17 protein-coding genes are annotated in these 24,300 nt (G+C 50.9%); 11 read left to right on the forward strand and 6 right to left on the reverse strand.

The genetic code is table 11. The features are described from left to right. Nucleotides 1-90 precede the first annotated feature (90 nt). Entirely contained in the window at nucleotides 91-5,196 is a 5,106-nt protein-coding gene (locus H6F86_RS11660) for a GAF domain-containing protein (RefSeq protein ID WP_190448764.1), read from the forward strand. On the opposite strand, the gene H6F86_RS11665 is transcribed toward H6F86_RS11660, so the two are convergent. Next, nucleotides 5,185-5,538 carry a zinc ribbon domain-containing protein gene (locus H6F86_RS11665; RefSeq protein ID WP_190448765.1) on the reverse strand — a complete coding sequence of 118 codons (354 nt, stop codon included), beginning with the start codon at nucleotides 5,536-5,538 and terminating at the stop codon, nucleotides 5,185-5,187. The two genes, H6F86_RS11660 and H6F86_RS11665, sit on opposite strands and share 12 nt — an antisense overlap. Before the next feature lie 471 nt (nucleotides 5,539-6,009). On the opposite strand from H6F86_RS11665, the gene H6F86_RS11670 reads away from it, so the two are divergent. Together H6F86_RS11670 and H6F86_RS11675 are read left to right on the forward strand one after the other, a co-directional pair. Continuing rightward, on the forward strand, nucleotides 6,010-7,452 hold the full coding sequence (locus H6F86_RS11670) for an ATP-binding cassette domain-containing protein (RefSeq protein ID WP_190448766.1): 1,443 nt from the start codon (nucleotides 6,010-6,012) through the stop codon (nucleotides 7,450-7,452). An 84-nt stretch (nucleotides 7,453-7,536) separates the two neighbouring features. After that, nucleotides 7,537-7,944, forward strand: a complete 408-nt coding sequence (locus tag H6F86_RS11675) for a hypothetical protein (RefSeq protein WP_347240184.1) — start codon at nucleotides 7,537-7,539, stop codon at nucleotides 7,942-7,944. Between the two features lie 94 nt (nucleotides 7,945-8,038). Here the strand turns inward: H6F86_RS11675 and H6F86_RS11680 are convergent, their stop codons facing one another. Further along, nucleotides 8,039-9,505, reverse strand: a complete 1,467-nt coding sequence (locus tag H6F86_RS11680; protein WP_190448767.1) for an AAA family ATPase — start codon at nucleotides 9,503-9,505, stop codon at nucleotides 8,039-8,041. Nucleotides 9,506-9,852: 347 nt separating this feature from the next. Between H6F86_RS11680 and H6F86_RS11685 the strand changes: the two genes are divergently transcribed. Both H6F86_RS11685 and H6F86_RS11690 read left to right on the forward strand, forming a co-directional pair. Then, a complete protein-coding gene (locus tag H6F86_RS11685; RefSeq protein ID WP_190448768.1) occupies nucleotides 9,853-11,130 on the forward strand; it encodes a S41 family peptidase in 1,278 nt (425 codons plus the stop codon). Nucleotides 11,131-11,337: 207 nt separating this feature from the next. Then, nucleotides 11,338-11,916, forward strand: coding sequence for a CDP-alcohol phosphatidyltransferase family protein (locus tag H6F86_RS11690; protein WP_190448769.1), 579 nt, complete (start codon nucleotides 11,338-11,340; stop codon nucleotides 11,914-11,916). A 139-nt stretch (nucleotides 11,917-12,055) separates the two neighbouring features. Here the strand turns inward: H6F86_RS11690 and btpA are convergent, their stop codons facing one another. After that, nucleotides 12,056-12,901 (reverse strand): photosystem I biogenesis protein BtpA, encoded by an 846-nt coding sequence (gene btpA / locus H6F86_RS11695; RefSeq protein ID WP_190448770.1) that lies wholly within the window; start codon nucleotides 12,899-12,901, stop codon nucleotides 12,056-12,058. Between the two features lie 655 nt (nucleotides 12,902-13,556). On the opposite strand from btpA, the gene rimO reads away from it, so the two are divergent. The 3 genes from rimO (at nucleotide 13,557) to H6F86_RS11710 (ending at nucleotide 17,474) form a co-directional block, all read left to right on the forward strand. Then, nucleotides 13,557-14,912 (forward strand): 30S ribosomal protein S12 methylthiotransferase RimO, encoded by a 1,356-nt coding sequence (rimO, locus tag H6F86_RS11700; RefSeq protein WP_190448771.1) that lies wholly within the window; start codon nucleotides 13,557-13,559, stop codon nucleotides 14,910-14,912. Nucleotides 14,913-15,027: 115 nt separating this feature from the next. Then, entirely contained in the window at nucleotides 15,028-16,488 is a 1,461-nt protein-coding gene (locus H6F86_RS11705; protein ID WP_190448772.1) for a DEAD/DEAH box helicase, read from the forward strand. A gap of 200 nt (nucleotides 16,489-16,688) precedes the next feature. Next, the gene (locus H6F86_RS11710; RefSeq protein ID WP_347240188.1) at nucleotides 16,689-17,474 is read left to right on the forward strand and encodes a 3'-5' exonuclease; all 786 of its coding nucleotides are present in this window, start codon (nucleotides 16,689-16,691) and stop codon (nucleotides 17,472-17,474) included. Between the two features lie 214 nt (nucleotides 17,475-17,688). Here the strand turns inward: H6F86_RS11710 and H6F86_RS11715 are convergent, their stop codons facing one another. Continuing rightward, on the reverse strand, nucleotides 17,689-19,074 hold the full coding sequence (locus H6F86_RS11715) for an S-layer homology domain-containing protein (RefSeq protein ID WP_190448773.1): 1,386 nt from the start codon (nucleotides 19,072-19,074) through the stop codon (nucleotides 17,689-17,691). A 478-nt stretch (nucleotides 19,075-19,552) separates the two neighbouring features. Here H6F86_RS11715 and H6F86_RS11720 point away from each other — a divergent pair, with 478 nt between their 5' ends. Next, nucleotides 19,553-20,617, forward strand: a complete 1,065-nt coding sequence (locus H6F86_RS11720; RefSeq protein WP_190448774.1) for a potassium channel protein — start codon at nucleotides 19,553-19,555, stop codon at nucleotides 20,615-20,617. 141 nt (nucleotides 20,618-20,758) lie between these two features. Further along, on the forward strand, nucleotides 20,759-21,241 hold the full coding sequence (locus H6F86_RS11725) for a glutathione peroxidase (protein ID WP_190448775.1): 483 nt from the start codon (nucleotides 20,759-20,761) through the stop codon (nucleotides 21,239-21,241). An 81-nt stretch (nucleotides 21,242-21,322) separates the two neighbouring features. On the opposite strand, the gene H6F86_RS11730 is transcribed toward H6F86_RS11725, so the two are convergent. Then, entirely contained in the window at nucleotides 21,323-22,198 is an 876-nt protein-coding gene (locus H6F86_RS11730; protein WP_190448776.1) for an NAD(P)-dependent oxidoreductase, read from the reverse strand. A gap of 139 nt (nucleotides 22,199-22,337) precedes the next feature. Here H6F86_RS11730 and H6F86_RS11735 point away from each other — a divergent pair, with 139 nt between their 5' ends. After that, nucleotides 22,338-23,285, forward strand: coding sequence for an alpha/beta hydrolase (locus H6F86_RS11735; RefSeq protein WP_190448777.1), 948 nt, complete (start codon nucleotides 22,338-22,340; stop codon nucleotides 23,283-23,285). A gap of 153 nt (nucleotides 23,286-23,438) precedes the next feature. On the opposite strand, the gene H6F86_RS11740 is transcribed toward H6F86_RS11735, so the two are convergent. Continuing rightward, the gene (locus H6F86_RS11740) at nucleotides 23,439-23,738 is read right to left on the reverse strand and encodes a hypothetical protein (RefSeq protein ID WP_190448778.1); all 300 of its coding nucleotides are present in this window, start codon (nucleotides 23,736-23,738) and stop codon (nucleotides 23,439-23,441) included. Nucleotides 23,739-24,300: the final 562 nt, after the last annotated feature.

Below are 24,300 nucleotides of genomic sequence, written 5' to 3' on the forward strand. Positions count from 1 at the left end.
GTGCTAGCTTACAAAAGAGCGTGATCGATATCACTGCCCTCTTTTTTAGCAACTTGAATGACGACTCAAAGCAATAGTCTTCCTGCGCCTATGCCTACGAATGAACTTGCTAGACAGCAGGTGCTTTTGGAGTGCAAGATTTTGGATACAAAGCCAGAGAAGGCATTTGATGACATTACACGGCTGGCTGCCTATATTTGCCAAGCGCCGATTGCGTTAGTTAGCCTGATTGATGCCGAACGGCAGTGGTTTAAATCTAAAGTTGGGCTAGAGGCATCACAGACGCACCGCGATCTCGCGTTCTGTGCCCATGCTGTTTTACAGTCAAAAATCTTTATCGTGCCCGATGCCCTGGAAGACGATCGCTTTGCCCGCAATCCACTTGTCACAGGCGCACCCTACATCCGCTTTTACGCTGGAGTACCACTGATTACCGTTGATGGCTATGCGATGGGGACGCTGTGCATCATTGATACGGTGCCCCGACAACTCAGTGCTGAACAAATTGACGCACTCTACGTCCTAGCGCAGCAAGTAATCAAACAACTCGAATTGCGGCGCAGCGTGGCAGTTTGGGAGCGCGTCGCTGTAAAACGCCAACCGTTGGCTAAGATGCGCTGGCAGTTTCTCCAAAAAATGGCGTTAGGCTTAGGTCTTGCCTCCGTCATGGTCATTGGGGTTAGCATTATGTCTTACCGCAGCGTGCGTGACTTAGTGCAGTCTTACCAGTTGGCGTCTAACCAACACATGGCGTTTGAGCACATTCAGCAGATCTTCACCGCACTAGACGAGATCGAGCTGAACGAGTACCGCTACGCCATTTCAGGACAACAGCAAGAGTTGGAAGCCTACAACCTGGCGGTGGCAAGGGCAAAGCAAAGTTTTCAAGCACTGTCTAACCTGGCTACGCAATCCAATCAGCAACCACAGCTTCAGCAACTGGAACAGATGATTGGGCAAGGAGCGAGCGTTATGCAGCGTGTGGTCGAACAGCGACGTGCAGGCGGCACCGAGGCATCCCTGAGAGCGCTTCAGGATGACTACCAGAGTCTCGCCAAGCGCCGCCAGCAAGCAATGGACACAAACGCAGCGGCAGAAGCGCTCTTCTTAGAGCAATGGTCAACGCGGGTAGAAACGACAGCAGCGACAACGACAAGTCGGTTGGTCGGCAATCTTATCTTCAATCTCGGCACGTTCTCGCTGCTTTTTTACCTGGGGTATCACGAAATCAACAAGCGTCAGCGCACTGAGATCCAGCTTGAGCAAGAGCGCGATTTGACGGCTGCGATTACAGATACGGCAGGTGCACTTATCGTTGTGCTCGATCGCAAGCGCCGCATTGTGCGCTTTAATCAGGCGTGTGAACTCGCGACTGGCTATAGCTTTAATGAAGTAGCAGGCAAGCGGTTGGAAGATGTGCTGCTAGCAGCAGAGGCAGTACAGCCCGCTCAAGACATCTTAGACAGCTTACAGACCAAAGCTTTTGTTACCAGCCAGCACGAGCATCACTGGGTTACACGAACGGGCGATCGACGCTTGATTGCCTGGTCGAGTACGGGTCTGCTAGATGCTAACAACACGGTGGAGTACTTCGTCCAAACGGGTACTGACATCACAGAGCTACGGCATTCTGAAGCTGCCCTACGAGACAGTGAACACCAGTACCGCTCAGTGGTTGATAGCGTTAGAGAGGTAATTTTTCAGCGCAATGTCGCTGGTCTTTGGACGTTTCTCAACCCCGCCTGGACTGAAATCATGGGCTTTTCAGTCAACGAAAGCCTGGGCAAACACTTTTTAGACTTCGTGCATCCTGACGATCGACACCGCGCGGCACAGCCTCCAGACGCCTTGCTGGAAGGACAACAAAGCGATGGTCGTCACAAAATTCGCTATCTCACCAAAACAGGTGACATCCGTTGGATGGAAACGTTGGTCAGTCTCACCAAAACCGCTAATGGGACCGTCACAGGTACTTGTGGCTCAATGCATGACATTAGTGAGCAGGAGCAGGCTGAACGTCATCGCCGTGCTCAATATGGCATTACAAAAGTTTTAGCCGAATCCGCAACACTGAGTGAAGCAACGCCCCAAATCTTGCAGGCTCTTTGCGAAAACTTGCACTGGGATTTGGGTCAACTTTGGCGTGTTGACTCCGAAGCCAAATTGATGCACTTTGTCGCGACCTGGCACCAACCAACGCTCAATGTTGCTGAGTTTGAAGCCAGTACGCAGCAATTAACCTTTGCGCCTGGTGTAGGGCTAGTTGGGCGTGTTTGGGCAGAGCAAAAACCGCTTTGGATCACGAGCATTGCTCAAGAGCAGAACTTTCAAGGTAAAGCAGCCGCACTCAGGGCATCACTGTGTCAAGGGTACGGGTTTCCCATTGTGGCTAAAGACACGGTTTTAGGCGTTATTTCGGCTTTCAATCAAAAGCCCAGGCAGGCAGATGACGACTTGCTCACGATGATGACCGCGATCGGGCGACAGATTGGTCAGTTTATCGAGCGCAAACGGGTGGAGGAAGAAGTGCTGCGGCAGAGCCAGCGATCGCAGCTTCTCTCCACTATTACCCTCCGTATTCGGCAATCACTCGAACTTAACGATATTCTGACGACTACCGCGTCAGAAGTACGGGAATTTTTGCAAGCTGATCGGGTATCGATTTATAAGCTTCAGCGTCATCACGATATTACCGTTGTCGTTGAGTCTGTTCGCGAAGGCTGGCTACCTATCCTTAACTATCAGCTACCAGAAGCAGCGTTTGAGGATCTCATACAGGCGTACTTCGACAGGCGCATTTTGGCGATCGACACCATTGAGCAGTGCAGCCTACCGCTGTGGTACAAAGACCTGCTCAAACAGTTTCAAATTAAAGCGACTCTAGGCGTGCCGATTTTTGAGAATGAGCAGTTGTGGGGCTTGCTGTTTGCTGACCAGTGTTCAGCACCACGGCGCTGGAAATCCTTTGAAATTGACTTCCTCAAACAACTGGCAGATCAGGTAAGTATTGCGTTAGCACAGGCACGTCTTCTGGCGACTCAGGTACAGCAGCGTCAGACGTTAACGCAACAAAACCTGGAGCTAAAGCAAGCGCGTGAAGCCGCCGAAACTGCCCGTAAAGAGGCAGAGCAAGCCGCACAAACAAAGAGCGACTTTTTGGCGACGATGAGCCACGAAATTCGCACGCCGATGAATGCAGTGATTGGCATGACGGGCTTGCTGCTTGATACAAAGCTGGACTCACAGCAGCAAGATTTTGCAGAAACGATTCGCTGTAGCGGCGATAATCTCCTGACCCTAATTAATGAGATCCTCGATTTTTCTAAGCTGGAAGCCGGAGAAGTCGCACTTGAAATACTTGATTTTGATCTCAGCCTTTGTATCGAAGAAGTGACTGACCTATTAGCAGCAACGGCGCAAAGCAAGGAACTAGAACTCGTCACGCTGCTACCATCAACGGTGCCGATCGCGCTACGCGGTGACGTAACTCGGCTGCGTCAAATTTTGATTAATCTAACCGGCAACGCGATTAAATTTACCCATCACGGTGAAGTAGTCATTCGAGTTTCCTTAGCAGCCGAAACGGATACAACAGCCACAATCACCATTTCCGTAGATGATACAGGCGTTGGCATTCCGCAGGCTGCCCAACCAACACTGTTTGAACCATTCATTCAGGTGGATGCTTCCACTACGCGAAAATATGGCGGTACTGGCTTAGGGTTAGCGATTTGCAAACAGTTGGTTGAGTGTATGAACGGTACGATCGGTGTCGAGAGTATTGTCAATCAAGGGTCTAGATTTTGGTTCGCCATCCCGTTTGAAAAGCAGCCTTCTTTGCCCGCTAGTGCGTCAACTAACGATCGCACATTGGGTTTTGACGGGCTAAAAATCCTCATCGTTGATGATAATGCAACGAATCGTCAGATGCTGCGCGAACAAACCACTGACTGGGGAATGGCTGTGGATGAGGCTGCCAATGCGATCGTAGCGTTACAAATGCTGAGAGAGGCAGCAGCAGCGAAACAGCCCTACAAGCTCGCTCTGATCGATTTGCAAATGCCTGACATAGATGGCAAATGGCTGGGGCAACAAATCAAAGCTGACCCAGCACTCACGTCGATGCCGTTGATCCTCATGACAGCACGCCATCAACGTGACACCCAACGCTTACTTGACTGTGGCTTTTCGGCTTGCCTTGGGAAACCAGTCCGTCAGGCTCGGTTACTGGAGAGTTTAATGGCGGTGATGCATCAACCAACGAAGGCTACAGTGATGGAGCATACGCTGGCAGCACCGACCCCAACACCCCTACCGTCGGACCCGGATGCACTACAGACGAAGGTGACTCGATTAAAGCTATTGCTAGCAGAAGACAGTGCCGTCAATCAAAAAGTAGCGCTACATCAATTAAAAACCCTTGGCTACACTGCCGATGTGGCTGCTAATGGCCAAGAGGTGCTGTCATTAATGGAAAACATACATTACGACGTTGTGTTGATGGATTGCCAGATGCCGCTGCTAGATGGCTATGATACAACTCGTATCATTCGCACGATGGAAGCAACGCTAGATCATCAGCACACGATCATCATTGCCATGACTGCAAATGCAATGAAAGAAGACCGGGATCACTGTCTTGAAGCTGGCATGGATGATTATCTCAGCAAGCCTGTACGCAAAGAAGAATTAGCAATCAAGCTGGCTCACTGGAGTCAAAGCCTGCAAGAGAAAGCACTTGCCCACAGAAAGACAACGCCGCTCATTGAAACAAAACCTCAAACGCTGCTACTAGCGACGCAACCCTCGGCAGCAACGCTAAGTGACGTTGCTGCGCCCTCTGCTCAGTCGCTCGACGTGCTTGACTGGCAATATTTGCACGAGCTTTCGGCGGGTGACAGTGAATATGAGCGAGAAATTTTGCAAGTGCTGATGGGTGTCTTACCACCGTATGTGCAGGCGCTAGAAAAGGGCATTGATGCCAGTGATTGTTACCAAATTGAGCAAGCAGCGCATTTAATTAAGGGAGCCGCATCGAGTGTTGGAGGGCGAGCGATCGCAGTCGTTGCAGGACAGCTAGAGGATCAAGCACGGCAACAGCAACTTGACCATCCCGCGCAACTACTTGTTCAAGTGAAGGAAGCACTGATCTGTTTGCGACAGGAGATCGATCGCACACTAGCTTTACCGCACTAGCACAACCATTAAACTGAGCAGCAACAGCCCAAGCAGCGCCAACAAACCTGTATGGCGTTTTGCCCAGGTTTTCAGGCGATCGCTACCTGTGTAGCTTACAGGAGCCACTGGCAGCGGCTTATTAACATCGTTGTACAAGGTACAGTCCATTGCCTCAGGGCGTTTGGGAAAAGTACAGGTATCATCGGCATGGTATGTGCAAGTCAGGCACAGTGGTTCCGAGCCTATAGCCCGGTGCAGTGGCATACCGGGATGACCATGCGCCTTGAGCGGCATATGGCAGGAGGGACAGGCGATCGCCTGTGGCGCAACAGATTGGTGGCAACGAGGACAGGCTGGCATCGGTAGCAGTGTGCAACGCTCGTTTCTTCACTATTACATACACCGTCGAGACACTTGCAGACCAAACCCATCTGTGCAAAGGAATCAGAGTGCGGTTGATCGATCTCACTCAGGCAACGCTTACCAGGCTAAATTAGAACGTTAATTGATATTTCGGTCAATTTTGGCGATCGCATTATTCCAATCGGAACGGTCGGAGCTATTGTGACATGCTACAAACAACCAGAAGGATATGCGGTCGACTTGGCAATGCCAGATATACAGCCTATCGGCGACTATGAGTATGAAAATGTTATTCTGCAAGCGGGTCAAGCTTCTGTGGTTCGGGAAATTGCAAGCTCTGAGGCAACTATGTCGTTAGAGACATGCTCTTAGTGTATGTGGATGAAAACTAGACGTTTATGTGACAACTCAAGCTTTGCAAGTAGAGTCGTAAATTGTATAAGTAGGCAAGCGTAAACAGGCAGCATTGTGGCACAGGTTATTCTTGAAAACATTTATAAAAGCTTCTCCAGTCGTGGCGGTGAACCAGCGCCGACAACAGTTGCAGCAGAGCCATTGTTAGCACCGATCGACAAAAGCAGCGTAGCTGTTAAAGACTCTGCGCGTCGATCGCACGCGACCAGTGTTCTCCGTGCTATCAATTTGACCATCGAAGACGGGGAATTCATGGTGCTAGTGGGTCCCTCTGGGTGTGGCAAAAGTACTCTACTGCGCCTGATTGCAGGGCTAGAGGAACTGACCGGAGGCAATATTTACGTGGGCGATCGCCTCGTCAACAACCTTGCACCGAAAGAGCGTGATATCGCGATGGTGTTTCAGAACTACGCGCTGTATCCGCATATGACGGTATACGAGAATCTGGCGTTTGGGCTGCGACGGACGAAATTAGGGAGTCGGGAGTCGGGAGTTAGGAATAGGGAGCTAGAAGGCAGAAGGCAGGGGGCAGAGGGCAGAAGGCAGGAGGAGGGGAATGAACGATCAACTCAAAACTTAAAACTTATAACTCAAAACTCTTCTCCTCACACCTCACACCTTACACCTCACACCTCACTTCCAGTCTGGGCTGAGAATCTGTTGATTGAGACGACACGCAAATTGCCGAAGGGGTTGCGGTTTCGCTCGGCGCGCGAGCGATCGATCGACCAGCAAGTGCGCTCTGTCGCGCAGATTTTGCAAATCGAACCGTTGCTGCATCGATTGCCCAAACAACTGTCGGGTGGACAAAAGCAGCGGGTGGCACTGGGACGAGCAATGGCACGCAATCCACAGGTATTTTTGATGGATGAGCCATTGTCGAACTTGGATGCCAAACTGCGAGCTGAAACGCGATCGCAAATTGTGAAGCTTCAGCGACAGTTGGGCACAACCACGATTTATGTAACCCATGATCAGACAGAAGCGATGACGATGGGCGATCGCATTGCCGTCATGAACGCAGGGCAGATCCAGCAAATTGCTTCGCCACTGGAGCTTTACAACCATCCTGCCAATCGTTTTGTAGCGGAATTTATTGGTTCGCCGCCGATGAACTTTCTACCTGTACAGTTCAAGGCACCGCTGCTAATTACTCACTCACAGTTTCGTCTGACTCTGCCCGAAGCCTGGGAAACCGTGCTGAAACCCTACGACGGGCAAACTCTAACCCTCGGCATTCGTCCAGAACACCTTAATATTGGCGCGGCTGCACCCAAAAACTTGCCCGTGCAGGTAGAACTGGTTGAAGCACTCGGTAGCGAAACCTATCTGGCAGTGCGTTTTGTTGGTGCCAGCGATGAAACGGCACTGCTCCAAGCACGCATTGAACCTGATCGCGTTATTAAGCTGGGTGAAGAACTTTGGCTCTCAATCAGTGCGGATAAGATTCATTTTTTCGATCAAACGACTGGACGAGCGATCGTCCCAAGGAACTGATGCAGCCCTCGTCGTGCAGTCAAGCGCTGAAGCTAAACCAACTGACTAACTTAACACCGCCAGGTTTCGGCAACAACTCAATCTGTGCTGGCTTCGTTTAGGATCAAAGCAATCGATCGCCAACAACACGCCATGTATGACCGGGAACCCTTTGAGAATGAAGACTTTAAGCGTCTCCAACTTTTCCTGTATCTGGTGCCTGTAGTAGGCTTCTTCCCAGCGCTTTGGACGTTATACCGTGGCAAAGGGACGCGCCAGCAAAAAAATTTGAGCCGCCTTGTGGTAACGCTGGCTCTAGGCTGGCTTCTGGGCTACATTCTGCTGGGTGCAGGTGCCAATGCTTCTGAGTCATTGTCGTTACCGTTGTTAATTACCAGTAGCCTATTCACCTCTGGCTATTTTTTAGTAAATCTCTGGCTCATGGTGCAACTCTGGCGGCGCAAAGCACTACGCTTGCCGATCGTGAGTAAGCTGGGCGATCGGTTGCCATGAACAGCTAGCAGTTAGCGGTCAGCGGTTAGTAGAAGTTGTTGATTACTTTTTAGAAGGCTAGAAGCTAAAAGCTAACGGCTGAAGGCTGGTGTCCTCAAAACTTTCTCCCTCTCGTCTGTCCCTTCACTCGTTCATACGCCTGGATCAGGTGCTGCGTCGTCAGTTTGGTGTCTGAGGCAGCGGCATGAATGGCAGCATCACGGGCGATCGTGTGAATGTCACCTCCGCTTAACGGTAGGCGCGCCAGTTGTTCCCAGTCAAGCTCAGCAAGAGGAACTACTTCGGGGAACACTTGCTGCCAGAGTTTGAGCCGTTCTGCCTGAGTTGGCATAGGGAACGCCAAAAGTGGGTGAAGCTCTCGTCGCCATTGGGCAGCAAGGCTATGTTTTTGATGCACGCTCAATAGCGTGATACTCTGCTGCTGCCGTCGTAAGGCAAGAAATTGATGCAGCACTGTATTGGGTAGCGCTGACATTCGACCAAACCAACACTCTGCCGACTTAAGCAGCAGCACTGGAGGGGCTTGGGTGGCGATCGCTTGCAGCAGTGAGGGCACATCATCCTGATGCAGTTGAGCCAGATCGACACACAGTAAAGGCGTTTTCAAAGTTTGAGCGATCGCCCGTGCTGCTAATGTTTTACCTGTACCGGATACGCCAACTAAAAGCGCGATCGTTCCCACACGATCGCCTAGTTGCAGCCCAGCCGCAAAGCCCCAGTCTTCATCGACCTGTTGGGCAAACTGCACACGATGGCACAAGTGTTGCAAGTCTGCCAGCAAGGCGGGGGGAAGAATGAGCGCTGACCAGAGGTTTTGGGTAGGAGAGGAGAGAGGAGAGAGGGGAGAGGCGGGAGCAGAGCAGGGAGGGGTCTGTAATAAGGTTTCTAAGGCATGACTTTCTGGTTGATCGGCGAGCAGGTAGTTGACTAAGGAGTCGGGAAGCTTGACTGGACGAGCCAGTAAGGGATGGGCGTGGGACGATCGCAGGTCTAGTAGTTGATGCTTGATTAGGGCTGAGTCCTCTGTAAGAGACTGCCGCAGCGATCGCCAGTCGGCATCCGTGCGACACAGAAGACGCAAAATCAAATCGACGGTTGGCAACCCTGTTGCACCAGGATGCTCGGTTTCTTGCAGATAGTTGTAAAGACGCGCATAACGACGGCTGATTTCAGGCGCAAGTGCCATCAACAAAAGGTTTTTTTCAGCCGTGCCAAGCTGTAAGCGGCTACAAAGTAACGGTAGCCCCAGGACAATACCGCTCTGCTGACTCACCTTAATTTTTGCTTCTAGCTGTTGCTGATAGCTGGCTTTAGGGATAATCGATCGCTGTCGTGGGTTTTCGACTGGCGAATCGTAAGCGGCTTCTCCTTCCAGCGTGACCAAGCCGCGCCACCAATGGCTGGTCACACGATCAACACGAGAACGCGCCACACGATCGACGACCTTTGTTTCCTGCCGTTGCCGTGCAATTGCCATGCCTAAGACGCGATCGAGCCAGGTGAGTTCTGCTTTCAAATACGCCCAATTGTTAGAAAAGGGTTCGATAGTATGGCTTTGCATGAAGGAGAGAGGCAGCGCAACAATGGAGACGCTTGGTTTGATCTTATACTGCACCGTTTGCGATTAATTTGCACCATTCTCCGGCTGCTTGGCGCAGCCCTGCTTGCTTAGCCAAACCAGATTCCGAAATTGGGGATCTGGCACTTGAAGTCGGTAGTTAACACCATTGATACAAGCAGAGCAACAGCTTTCTTTGCCTGACGTGCAACAAGCAGTTTTCCCTAAAGCAGGTGTTTCAAAGTCATTGAACCTTCTAGCGCAAGGAGTGGTCTAACCTTCCATGAAGTGCTTGCTGCGATCGCAACGTACCGATGCCAAACCTTCTAGTCCACTCGTTTAATCAACGTATGACTCAGCAGAGATTTTTCGCTAGCACAGCCGTCCTTGCTGCTACAACCGTCCTCCTTACAGGGGCTGTTAGCACTGTTAGCACTTCAAAAGGTTGGGCAGAACCCTTACAACCTAGCCCAAAGCAGTTAGTTGATAAAGTCTGGCAGGTTTTAGATCAAAACTACGTAGATGGCAGTTTCAACCGTCAAGACTGGAAAGCAGTGCGGCAAAGCTATCTGGGTCGCTCTTATAGCTCCAAACAGCAGGCATACGTGGCGATTCAGCAAATGGTGGCAAAGCTGGGCGATCGCTATACCGAGTTCATTGAGCCACAGGCTTACACTGCGCTAAATGCTGAAATCAACGGCAACTTATCAGGCGTGGGGCTTCAACTGGCGGCAGACGAAAAGACCAAAGCGATCACTGTAGTGGCACCGATCGAAAAATCGCCCGCAGCAACGGCAGGCATTCTATCTGCTGATGTCATTACTAAGATTAATGGGCGATCGACACAAGGCATGACCATTGATGAGGCGGTGAAGCAAATCAAAGGAGTTGCTGGTACGAAGGTTGTACTCACGATCCGGCGCGGCAGCCAGAATCTGACCTTTGCGCTGACTAGAGCCAACATTGCCCTCAACCCAGTGTCATATCGCACACAAATGACTGATGCTGGCAAGATTGGCTACATCCGCCTGCCAGAGTTTACGCGCACGGCTCCCGCTGAGATGAACCGAGCCATTGTCGCGCTTGAACAGCAGGGAGTTAAAGGCTACGTCCTCGATCTGCGCTCCGATCCGGGTGGGCTGCTGGATGCCAGCCTCAAGATTGCGAGTATGTGGATGTCACAAAAGCCGATCGTGTCGCTGGTTGATCGACAAGCAGTGAGAAAACAATACGCTACAGACGGACGAGCGCTCACCGATAAACCGCTCGTGGTACTGGTGGACAATGGTTCTGCCAGCGCCAGTGAAATTCTGGCAGGTGCGCTTCAAGATAACGGTCGCGCTCTTTTAGTCGGCACTCGCACCTTTGGCAAAGGGTTAGTGCAAGCGGTTCAACCCCTTGGTGATGGTTCGGCAATCAAGCTGACGATCGCCAAATACTACACTCCAAGTGGTCGAGACATTAACAGTGTGGGCATTACACCCGATTTTGTCGTGGAGCTGACCGCCAACCAGAAAAAAGCGTTAGTGCAGAAGCAACAAGTCGCAACCGCAGCCGATCCCCAATACGCCAAAGCCGTTTCTAGCCTGGGTCAATTAATTCAAGCACGAACAGCGGCAGCTAACTAGCCAAGCGTAACCGCTAGCAGTCCCCACGGTGCGCCATACTTAGGACCGTGAATTTGATAATCAATCTGCAAACTGTAGGGGCGGGTTTAGCAGACCAAACTGCATTCTGCCATGGCTTTGATAGCAAAACCTGCCCCTACCAAAGATTGAACTTATTTAATTCCCATTCCTTAGTAAAAGCGGTTGAAGAAAGAGGTTGACAAGTCGATGATGCGTTTGAGTGCGCTTCCCAGTTTTCTGGTGGGTCTTCGCGTTGGGATCGCACCCTTACTGGTATGGGATGCGCTCGACCACGGCACCACTGCCTGGTTTCTTACTGGCTATATGATTGCTGTCCTGTCTGATATTTCTGATGGCATCATTGCTCGCCGCCTCGGCGTTAGTACGGTGCAGCTACGTCAGGCTGACAGTTGGGCAGATATGACGCTCTATTTTTGCGTCGCCTTGAGCACATGGCTCATTTACCCTGCCGTAATCACTGACTTTGCGATCCCGTTGGGAGTAGCGATCGCGGCTCAATTAGCGCTTTTTGCAACGAGCTTAATCAAATTTGGTCAGTTGCCTAGCTTTCATACCTTCACTGCCAAAGCCTGGGGCATTACTTTACTCATTGCAACCATTGGCTTGTTCGGGTTTGGTTACGCACCGACACTCTGGCTTGCCATTGCTTTTTGCGTGCTAAATAGTGTGGAAGAAATTGTTATGACCCTGGTGTTACCAGAATGGCAGCACGATGTTTTGAGTCTTGTTCATGCGCTAAAGCTGCGTGATATAGCAAAAGGATAAAGGATGAACCGAAGCCCTTGCTCCAAGGACGTTTCAGGGTTTAGGTCTATCCTAACGTGCTCTTCGACTGCTATACCTTACGCTAAGGCATTCGCTCTAGCCATAGCTTGCCTTTGATGAGTTATGGTTGCTTCTTTCGTTACGAGCGCAAAGGCAGAGACGGGAGCGCCGTCGGCTCGCTCGTCGAAACACTGCGACGAGTCGCTTCAACAAACCGGCTCACGCGGATGGGGTCGATCGGCTGTTCACGGCGACCGTGACGCTTGAGCGACGTAGAAGCAATGACACCATTCGCCGCCTGCATTAACGTCGAGATATTTTCCCAGTCTGCGCCACTACCGATAAAGACGGGCGTGCCTTTGGCAGCAGCGGTAGCGAGTTCTAGATCTTCTAAACTAGGCGGGCTACCTGTTGCCCAACCAGAGAGGATCACCGCATCGGCTAGACCGCGCTCGATCGTATCCTGAACTGCAACCGTAAGATTGGGGGAACTCAAGGGACGGGCGTGTTTTACCAGCACATCCGCAAAGATTTTGACATCACTACCTAGTTCGCGGCGATAGCGCAATAGTTCATGCGCCTTACCCTCAATGAGTCCCTGATCAGTTGCCATGACCCCAGTAAGGACATTCACGCGGATGAACTGCGTCTGGGTGCAGGTTGCGATCGCCAGCGCACTACGCGCATCATTTCGCAGCACGTTGATACCGATCGGCAGCGTTACCATCTGTTGAAGCCGCTGCACAATTAAACTCATTGCGCTTACGACTGCGGGATCAACCTGATCCTTAGGGAACGGCGCATCAAAAAAGTTTTCGACAATAATGCCGTCAACGCCACCAGAGGCTAGCGCAGTAGCTTCTTGCTCGGCTCGATCAATAACTGCCCTTAGACTACCGCCCCATAGCGCTGAGGTCGGCAGAGGCAGCAAATGAACAACACCAATAATTGGGTTCGGAGTCTTGAAAATTTGAATTAAGTCCACGTGCGTAAAGAATTCGGACTCATCTAAAGAGAATCGACTGTTAGAATCATAACTTTTTACCGTCCCCGTATTCGCTGTAAAGGGTAGTTAACGTCACTGTAAAGATAAGGAGATTTCTCCATGCTGCTTATAGAGCGCTGCTTACAAAGCCACCAAACAACCGTCTACTTCTACTTAAAGGCATCCAAACTTGTTTTACGCTCACTGCGTCACTGAACCAACCCAGCGGTTTACTCCTTTAATAAATTGCTTATTTAACAGCAGTGATAGTGCTTAGAAGAGCGCGCCCACCTATTCTTTGCCTTGATTAACTCGAAACCGACTTGAAGACTGCTAGTCTAAGTCAGACATGATCGATGTTGGATGGGCTACAATATCAAGGGTTATTACAGAAGTAGTTAAAAGGGCTGCTTAGATGTGAGTGCCAACAAAACGTGGCTTACATCTCCTTAAGCAAAAGAGAACCTCTGCGTAAAGTATCGTAATATTCTCGTTTTTGCGCTATCATCATCAAGTATTGTCATCTGGGCGATTGCACTGAATAGTGGTTTTACTTTAACTGCTATTGAATTTGAGGCGAGGGGTCAATCCGTCGCATAAGCGATCGCTACAGCTTACCGACTACACCCTTCGACTCCATTAGAAATAGGATTACATGGGCAACAAGCCAACGATTGCCGTCACACATTTGGGCTGCGAGAAAAATCGAATTGACACTGAGCATATGCTGGGGCTTCTAGTCCAAGCGGGCTACGAAGTTGATGCAAACGAAGAGTTAGCTGATTACGTTATTGTTAATACCTGTAGCTTTATTCAGGCAGCACGTGAAGAATCTGTGCGAACGCTAGTAGAACTGGCAGAAGCAGATAAAAAGATTGTCATCACAGGCTGCATGGCGCAGCACTTCCAGGAGCAACTTTTGGAAGAACTGCCAGAAGCCGTAGCGCTGGTTGGCACAGGCGATTATCACAAGATTGTCAATGTTATTGAGCGGACTGAAACGGGCGAACGTGTCCAAGAGGTTTCTCAAGAGCCAACTTACATTGCAGATGAAACGACCCCTCGTTACCGCACAACAACTGAAGGGGTTGCTTATTTAAGGATTGCCGAAGGCTGCGATTACCGTTGTGCCTTTTGCATTATTCCTCATCTGCGGGGTAAGCAGCGATCGCGCCCTATTGAGTCGATTGTGGCTGAAGCAGAGCGGCTTGCGTCGGAAGGCGTGCGGGAAATCATTCTGATCTCTCAGATCACGACCAACTATGGCTTGGATATCTACGGTGAACCTCGGCTTGCAGAGCTGCTGCGAGCGCTAGGCAATGTAGATATCCCCTGGATTCGGATGCATTATGCCTATCCAACTGGTTTAACGCCTAGTGTTATTGCTGCCATTCAGGAAACACCAAACGTTCTGCCCTATCTGGATTTGCCGCTCCAGCACTCTCATCCTGATGTGCTGCGCTCGATGAACCGTCCGTGGCAAGGGCAAGTGAATGACGGCGTGATCGAGCGCATTAAAGCAGCGATCCCCAATGCTGTCTTGCGAACGACGTTCATCGTCGGCTTCCCTGGTGAAACAGATGTGCATTTTCAGCACTTGTTGGAGTTTGTGCAGCGGCACGAGTTTGATCATGTCGGTGTCTTTACCTTCTCGCCTGAAGAAGGTACCCCTGCCTTCAGCTTGCCTAATCAGGTGCCTCAAGCTGTGATGGACGATCGCCGGGATGCGTTGATGACTGTGCAACAGCCCATTTCGCTCAGGCGTAATCGGGCGCAAGTAGGTAAGGTCGTTGATGTATTGATCGAGCAAGAGAACCCCGAGACCAATGAACTTATTGGTCGGTCGGCTCGCTTCTCTCCAGATGTAGATGGTCTGGTCTACATTCGGGGCAGCGCAACACTGGGATCGCTTGTGCCGGTAGCGATCGTCGATGCTGATGTGTACGACCTTTATGGTCACGTTGCCACAGCGGCGGATCTACTACCTAAGCTGCCGTTAGCTGTTCCTTGAGTCTTGGGCTTCAGGCTGAATGCATCTGGCATTACCTGCTTGCCACACACTTTTTGCAGTCATTTTTTGCAGACAAACACGTTTCATCTTTTTAACTAGTTAACTAGGAGATTCAATGACCCTTTCTTTCAATAGCCTTGGTCTTTCTGAAGCCCGCATTCGCCACTTGGAATCAATGGACTTTACCGTCCCAACTGCTATCCAGGCACAGGCGATCCCCCATCTTCTCTGCGGGCGTGATGTTGTGGGACAAGCCCAAACAGGTACTGGTAAAACTGCTGCCTTTGCGCTGCCCATTCTTGATCGCATTGATGTCAAGCTACCAGCCGTGCAGGCGCTGATCCTGACTCCTACACGGGAATTGGCAATGCAGGTCGGTCAAGCCATACGTGGTTTTATCGACGATCGCCGCCTGAAGGTGGTCACCATTTACGGTGGACAGGCGATCGACCAGCAGATTTCTCGCCTTGAACGTGGCGCTCAAATCGTCGTTGGTACCCCTGGACGCGTGCTAGACCTCCTTAGCCGTGGCGACCTGAAGCTGAACCAGTTGACCTGGATGGTGCTGGATGAAGCGGATGAAATGCTCAACATGGGCTTCATTCAAGATGTCGAAAAGATTCTTAGTCAGGCACCGATCGAACGTCAAACGGCGTTCTTCTCAGCCACGATGGAGCCATCGGTACGCAAGCTGGTAACAAAGTTCTTGCGCTCGCCCATTACGGTCACGATCGAACAACCCAAAACGGCACCAACTCGCATTAATCAAGTCGCTTACATGATCCCCCGTGGTTGGACGAAGGCACGTGCCCTCCAGCCCATTCTGGAACTAGAAGATCCCGAAGCAGCACTGATCTTTGTTCGCACCCGTAAGGCGGCGGCAGAACTCACCAGCCAGCTTCAGGCAGCGGGACACAGCGTCGATGAATATCATGGTGACCTTAGCCAATCCCAACGGGAACGGCTCTTGCTCCGGTTCCGCCAGCGTCAAGTGCGCTGGGTGGTAGCGACTGACATTGCCGCTCGTGGTATCCACGTTGATGACCTGACTCATGTGATTAACTACGACTTACCCGATAGTGTAGAGAACTATGTTCACCGTATTGGTCGTACAGGACGAGCAGGCAAAGAAGGTACAGCGATTTCGCTGGTGCATTCGCTTGATCGCCGTAAACTGCGCGATATCGAGTTCCATATGCGTCAACGATTAGAGGTCGTCTCTATTCCAACTCGCGCTCAGATTGAAGCCCGTCAACTGGAAAAACTCCAGGGTCAAATTCGCGAAGCGCTGGTAGGCGAGCGGATGGCATCCTTTTTGCCGATCGTGGCGCAACTGTCAGAAGAGTATGAACCTCACGCGATTGCCGCAGCGGCGTTACAGATGGCGTATGACCAGACCCGTCCGACCTGGATGCGGTCTAACAACCAGGATCATGCAGAGGAGACATTTCATGGCGGTGGCGGCAATAGTGGACATGGCGGCAATGGCGGTGGTTCAGCCAAGCCCAAGCCCGTCAAACGTGGTAGAAATGTTGGCAACTCTGAGAATCAGGTATCGCCATCCCTCGATCGCTAAAATGAAGTAATGACATCGATCCCCAGCTTTTTTGTTTGGCTTAGTTTGGCTGAACCTGCTGAGGCAGTAGGGGATCGAACAGAAAAATGTCTGCCATCCTTGTGCCCATTGGTGCAGTGTTGACAGACTCTTAAAAGCATCCGTAAGTTATGGGGTGGGCGTTGCTCACCCTATTTTGTTGTCTCTGAGCCATTTTTACAGTGCTTTCAACCGATCTTCTTGCGTTTTATCGCCGAGTAAGCCAGCAGCCTTTAACGGTTGTAGACGTGGAGACAACCGGGCATCGTGCCTCTGGTGGGTGCCGCGTGATAGAAGTATCCGTTTTACAGGCGACTCTAGCAGACGGCATTCAGCATCAGCAGACTCATCTGGTAAACCCGCAGGTACACGTACCAGAAATGATTACCCGCATTACGGGGATCGATCAGGCGATGGTTGATCAAGCGCCCCTAGCGGAAGAAGTCTGGCATCAGTATGTGCCGCTGCTACAAACGGGTGTGCTGACCGCGCACAATCTAGCCTTTGACTATGCTTTTCTACGCGCAGAGTTTGATTACTTGAATATCGTTTTTTCACGATTGCCTGAAGACCAGCTTTGTACAGTGATCCTTGCTCGCCTCATGCTGCCTGACTTACCATCCCGCAGCTTGCCCAATCTGGTACAACACTTTAAGTTTCCGGTGGGTCATTCGCATCGTGCCGAAGCCGATACGATCGCCTGTTGGCTATTGGCAGAGCGTCTATTAACTGAAGTGCAAAACGAGTCCGACGAAGCCTTACTGCCGCGCTTTGCCCAGCAATGGTTGCCTCTAGGCGATGCCGCCACCATTTTGGGCTGTTCGGGTAAACAAGCACGATCGCGCCTTGAAAAAGCAGGTGTGTCGCCCCGTTTAGTTGGTCGTCATAAAACACCGATGTACCAACGCGGCATAGTGGAACGTGTCTTTCTAGAACAAGCAGAACCAACGCAGCTTTCGTGGCTGTGAGAGAACACTATTAGTTTTTGGTTATTGGTGTTTGGATGGACAGAGGGATCTGGGGATCTAGATGCCTGTAAGACGATCGCCTGGGTAAGCCAAAAAAATGGCGAGAGCGATCGCTGATCACTCTCACCACAATGTGACTCATAGCTCAGTCAGTCCGTTAATGCTTAAACGAAACTGATTGCATACAGACCAGGAGACGCTTTAACGACCGCCTTTAGATAGTGGTGTTGCTGTTCACTGTAAGGGTCAAGTCGGAATCCGGGTTGACCACAATAACGCGGCTGTTTGCGGTGCGATCGACGATCCCACCCAGCGTTGCACCAGCCGCAGCACCAGTGAAGACTTTTTCTGGCGTAATAGTGCGATTGCCCGTGAGACCTGAAACGCCTACACCTAAAGCGGCACCGATCGCAGCATCACGAATGGTGCTGCCAAGATTCCGATTTTGGTTTGCGCCTACAGCAGACCCTAAAACAGTACCCAAGACTGTAGTCCGACCCGCAATCACCTTATCGCCTGACAAGGCTTGAATGGCAGCAGACGCGACTGAACCCAACGCTGCACCACCAAGAATGGTGCCAAAGTTAGGATCGCGCACATCGCGGGTTTCTGTAATAACGGTAGAGGATGCATTCAAAGCAATCTGCCGACCATTGATGACAACCTGACTAGCAACAAACTGTGACCCACCTTGAGCAGGTTGCATTTGACCAATCACCTGGCTACCAGCAGGAATGACAACTGTGCCCTGGCTATTCCGCACGTCTTGAGCAACCGTTAAGGCAAGCGGTGCAGTTTCGTTTGGTGCAACGATGATACGCTGTGCGGCTGCATAGCGTGTAGTAATCGTAGTTCCAGCCAGAACTTGACTACCTTGAGTTTGATTATTCTGAGACGTTGCTGTACCCGCAATGTATTGGCTGGAGATAGTAGCAGCGGTCTGTCCTGTTTCGGTCAGCGCTTGGCAAAGGAAAGCAGAGACTTCAGCACGGCTAGCAAGCTGATTCGGATTCAATGTGCTGACGTTAGGATAGTTCACCACAAGGCGCTTTTCAGTAGCAGCCGCAATGCTTGCTTGGGCATAGGCAGGAATAGCTGACGCATCAGAGAAGCTAGTGCTCAATGTGTTAGAAACTGTCTGCGTCGGTGTGTAATTGAGTCCACTGGCTAGCGCTACAAGAACTTGAACACGGGGAATATTTTGTGTTGGGTTAAACACGTTGCCAGGATAGCCAGACAAAAAGCCCGTTTGAGTTGTGCTGCTGATAGCGTTGTACGCCCAGTAGTTAGAAGCCACGTCGACAAATTGAACCGCAGTGCGTGTGCGAGCCGCATTAGGAAACGCCTTGCCAAGCATCGACGCAAATTCAGCGCGAGTCACTGGCGAACTGGGTCGGAAAGTGCCGTCTGGATACCCACTGATAATGCCTTGCTGAGTCAGTGAGGAAATACATGATTGTGCCCAATTACCCTGCACATCAGGAAAGCTAGCTTGAGCAGACGCAGGAGCTGCCATCAATAGAGGCGCTAAAGCACTGGTCGTGGTTGCTAAGGCTGCGACAAGAGCAGATATAGAACGAACTTTCGGCGAATAAAGCATAACTGTTAATTACCACAACAACTATCTACTACGATGCCCAGAAGCGAACAGTGTTCCTCAAACCAGGTATCGTAGATGGCAGTATTGTGACTGGCACAATAGATCGGGAGCGAGAGATAGAAGTGACCTGAAAGGCAAGATGCCTTTTGCTGATACGGTTGAGCCACTTGCTTGCCACCCTAAACAATGAACAGACGATCGCTAGCAATTTTCAGCTAATCGGTTTGAAGCGCTACATTGACAAGGCGATCGCCTAAAGTACTATCAATCAATTAACTCTGCACGTAGAGAGATAAAAAACGAAAAGAACTGAGCGGTAGCGATCTAGACGGCTCAAGAAACGTTCAGCGTGACGGGTGTTTAGCGTCGTCGGGGCTTACTATGCTAGTTCCCTAAGCACCCTCTCGATTCCGCTAGCCCCAACCAGGACGAGGCTATTGGGGTTGCTCGACATTTTTTCTGGCGATCGCCTCATCGTATGCACGGTTCACTCAAACGCATTCTTACTGGCGCAGGTTTCCTGTCACTAACCCTCGTGATTGCCGTGGCAGGCTACAGGCTCTCCGGGTGGAGCCTGTTAGACTCCATTTACATGGTGGTTATCACTGTCTTTGGCGTGGGTTTTGGTGAAATGGGTCCTATGACCCCGCAGCTTAGAATTTTTACCATGCTTGTGATCATCGCTGGCTGCACCTCTGTGGGTTACATCTTCGGCGGTTTCTTCCAGATGATTACCGAAGGCGAAATCAACCAGGCATTGGGAGCAAGACGTATGACAAAAGAGATCAACACCCTTACACGGCACGTCATCATCTGCGGCTATGGTCGCATTGGGCAAATACTGGCGCGTCAGATGGTTGAGGCAAAGCAGCCTTTTGTCATCATCGACAACAATCTGACACGGATTGAAACGGCTGAAGCAATGGGTTTCCTTGTGCGTCTTGGCAACGCCACCGACGAAGGTATTTTAGAATCGGCAGGCATCGAACGCGCTAAAGTGCTGGCAACCGTTTTACCAGATGATGCTGCCAACGTCTTCATTACTCTGACGGCGCGGGGACTCAACCCCAACCTCATCATCCTGTCGCGTGGCGAATATCCATCTACTGAAAAGAAACTGCGTCAAGCTGGAGCCGACCATGTTGTTCTACCCGCTGAAATTGGTGCACTGCGAATGTCACACATCATCAGGCATCCAGCAGCCCTCAGCTTTCTCGAAGAAACAGTCGATGGCAGCAGCCTTAATGAACTGCTCTCTCAAATTGATGTCCAAGTTGATGAGCTTGCTGTAGTGTCTGGTTCGCCGCTAATTGGCAGTAGTATCAGCACAGTGCAAGTACGGGGCAAGGGTACGTTTATCGTGGTGGCACTCCGTAGAGTTGATGGCACTACGCTCATCAATCCCAGCCATAATGTGCATTTAGCAGAAGGCGATACAGTTATTGTGATGGGGCATAAGGGCGATATTCCCAAGTTCGCGCACCATTATGCACTCAAGCGGCAGATGCGGTGGAGGGGAGATGTGGTGCAGGGGCAGAGCTGAGGAGGAGTTTAAGTAGCGCTTTGCCCGCGACGGTAGAGAGCTTTGAGTTTATTTGACTACTGACAATACTTTTAGCCTTTAGCTTTCTACCCGCGCCCCTCCATACAATATAGTGATGGCACTATTAATGGCGAAACTGAAATGACTGCAACCATTACCGACATTACTGTAACGACGATCGACGGCAAAGAAAGGGCCCTGGCAGATTACGCAGGCAGCGTATTGCTGATTGTCAATGTGGCATCTCGCTGTGGCTTCACACCGCAATACACGGGACTGGAGCAGCTTTACCGCCAATATCACGCGCAAGGGTTAGAAGTACTGGCGTTTCCGTCTAACGACTATGGTGGGCAAGAACCGGGCACCAACGAAGAAATCGTGCAGTTTTGCTCCACCAAGTACGATGTGACGTTTCCGCTGTTTGACAAGGTTCATGCTAAAGGCGGGCAGCAGCATCCACTCTATGCCCGCCTCACGACAGTAGACTCTGCTGGCGATGTCGCCTGGAACTTTGAAAAGTTTCTGGTGAATAAGCAAGGTGAGGTCGTAGCGCGGTTTAAGAGTGCAGTCAAGCCGGATGCACCTGAGTTAATCAGCGCGATCGAACGGGAGTTAGAAAAATAGCCATCAGTTGAACAAGCATTTGAAGCTGCCACGTCTAGCACTCTTAAAGCTGACGGCTGATAGCAGATGGCTGACCACTGCTCAAACCTTGCCGACCAGCGCATCCAACTCTGCACACAGAGAACGCGGCGCATAACCTAAGCGAATGGCTTTGGTGCTATCTAAGGATAAATCGGGAGGGCGTTTAGCTGCCATGGGTACATCCTGCTGGCGGCACGCGATGATACTTTCTGTTGGCAGTGCGAGGATAGCTGCCATCAAACAGCCAAACTCGTAGCGCGACACGCGTTCTCTGCCGCCAAGGTGCAGCCGACCCTCTGTCAGCTTAAGAGCAAGCAGCAAGCCTTTCGCGGCGGTTGTCCCGCTGGTCGGTGTACGAAATTCGTCCGTAAACAATTTAAGGTCTTGACCCGATCGCAATGCCTGGATAAATGGCTGTATAAAGCTGCTAGCAGTTGGTGGCACAGCGCCAAACATTAATGGCATTCGACAAACGGCAGTTCTGGGGTAGCGCTCAAGCATTTCTACCTCTGCAAGAGCTTTTTGCTCGCCATAGCGGTTAATAGGCGAAACGCGATCGTCCTCTAAGTACGGTGCCTGCAACCCATCAAACACCATCTCGCTGGAGGCAAACGCACAAGGCACGTCGCGATCAGCGCAGAGCGCAGCGATCTCCACAGCAGCAGTGACATTTAACCGATAGGAAGCGTCGGGTTCAGCCTCGCAACGGTTGGGACTGGACTCTGCCGCTAGATGAACAACAGCATCAGGCTGCACCGTTTGAAAGAGTTGTTTTAGTGCCTGAAAGTCAGTCAGGTCGATCGGCAACATCGTTGTGCCAGGAATGGCAATCGCGTTTGAAAAAGAAGTCCCGTAAACATCCCAATCAACCGCAGCAATCTGACAAAGGTTCCAACCGAGAAACCCGCTGGCTCCAGTAACAAGAAGTTTTTGCATACATACTTATGCCAGTGTAGAAAGCGCAGTGTGAGTGCACTCACCGCCAGTGGATGCCCTTATCCTAAAGCAAAGAGAGTCTAGACTGATACAGATTCAGCCTTACTTAGACAACGGTTTTTTGAAGGATACAGCAACGATGCAAGACTGGTGGCAGGCAACCTTTCCAAAGGGACGGCAAACAGTAACAATTCAGGATGCCAGCGATCGCTCTGTTGCCATTGCCTATGGCGAAAAAGGAACCGGCAAGCCACTCGTCTTTGTCCATGGGGTTGCTAGCTGGAGCTATTGCTGGCACGCCAATATTGCAACGCTGGCGCAGCACTTTCGGGTGATTTGTTTTGATGCGAAAGGCAGCGGTTTTTCCGACAAGCCGCTGCAACCAGAGCAGGCAAACCACAAAGTAGTAGAGCTAGAGCGCATCCTTCAGGCACTGTGTGACGAACCTGCCGTGATTGTTGCCGAATCGCTAGGAGCACTGGTCGCGCTTGCCACAGTACAGTCTCAGCCAACGCTGTGCGATCGCCTGGTGCTGCTTAATGTCCCGATTTTTCCGAAAGAATTACCCAACTGGGGCATGCGTCTCCTCGCAGAGGTACCACTGGGCTTTGTAGAGTTAGCAGACCAGTTGCGTCTCACAAAGTTACTTGATCCGGTAATTCGCCAGGTTGTCTATGCCCTGCGCGAGGAAGTCATTGCCGATCCAGCTCATGCCACGATCGAGGACGTTTACTGGAGTACGTATCCGCAGATTGAGTTCCCTGGCACACTAACTAAACTAGCAGCAGAATTCCAGCTTGCCGCTCGCGAAATTAAGCGACTAGAACAGGGGCAACCAAACCTCATTCGTTCTGTGCAAGAAAAGCTGTCACAAGTGACCTGCCCGACGCTAATTTTGTGGGCAGACCAGGATCGCTGGTTTCCGAGCAGCGATGGTGAGCAATTGCGCGATCACCTGCCCCATGCCACACTCCAAATCATTCCCAACTGTGGGCACTATGCTGCGGGCGGGCAACCTGAGTTTGTCAACGCTGCTATTCTCTCCTTTCTGCACAGCGAATCTGACTCACCTGGGTTAAAGCGGTAGACAACAAACGAGCGAATGATAACCCTTCGTGCTAGAGCTGCAACGCAGGCAACGGACTTCAGCCAGCGACATAAGAGCCATGCCAGGAAACGCTTGCTAATCAGGTAATGTTAGCCTGTCGCCAATTAACTCGTAGAAGTATATGTGTTCACCTCAAACGCTCTTGATGTAACAGCGCGTTCCTGAGCCACCTGTTGTGCTGGGTCCTCCATTGTCGGGCGGCTCATAATTGTCTGGACTTTGAGTCATATTTTGCGGCACCGCTGTTAGAGAAAAGACCGCTACAGAGTCAACAGAACGCTGAGTTGTAGACGAGTAAGGGGTAGCCGCAGCGACAGGAACAGTATGATCAGGAAACGCTAACCAGCCAAGTGCGATCGTCGTGCCAAGTACAGCGGTTATCACACCTGTGGGCAGGATCATCCAGTGCTTCAGTCGGTACAAGGTTCTCATAAAAACGAGCAGTTTTGCCGCTGTGTTATGGCAGTAACTTAAACATGAAGCCGTCCACCAAGGCTTGATTCATTTAACCAGTGTGCTGTCCACTAAAGTTGCTAAAAGTGGAAGAATCTAAAAACAGTGCCGCTCATAAGTCTAGAAAGGATCGAGCTTGACAAACGTGAGATGCGCTCCCTTAACTGCAACCGATCGATCCCCAGCTTTTAAGTGATGCTGTACGATCGCGCTACTGGTAATATATCTAGCCAGCGTTGCTTCTTTAAGACAGTAGTTACTAGTATTTCTAACAGTTCCTTCTATCAACTTCACCTACTCTTGCAACAAATATTCCTAATTATGTAGACCGGCAGAGGTAGTAACGTTGTTTACTGCATTCATATCAGTAGTTACTCTAGATACAGATGTATCCGTCGATCGAGTACTTGACTCTCACTGATCCCTCTGCTACGTTCAGATAAGCATTAAGTCAAGTTTTCAGCGACACAGGCAAATGAGCAGCAAAACCTTTTTCTTTTACGTTTGGTATCCATCGGTTCACCTGGAGTGACTACCGTTC

It is taken from the genome of Phormidium sp. FACHB-592, assembly GCF_014695795.1.
Classification (GTDB): domain Bacteria; phylum Cyanobacteriota; class Cyanobacteriia; order Leptolyngbyales; family Leptolyngbyaceae; genus Stenomitos.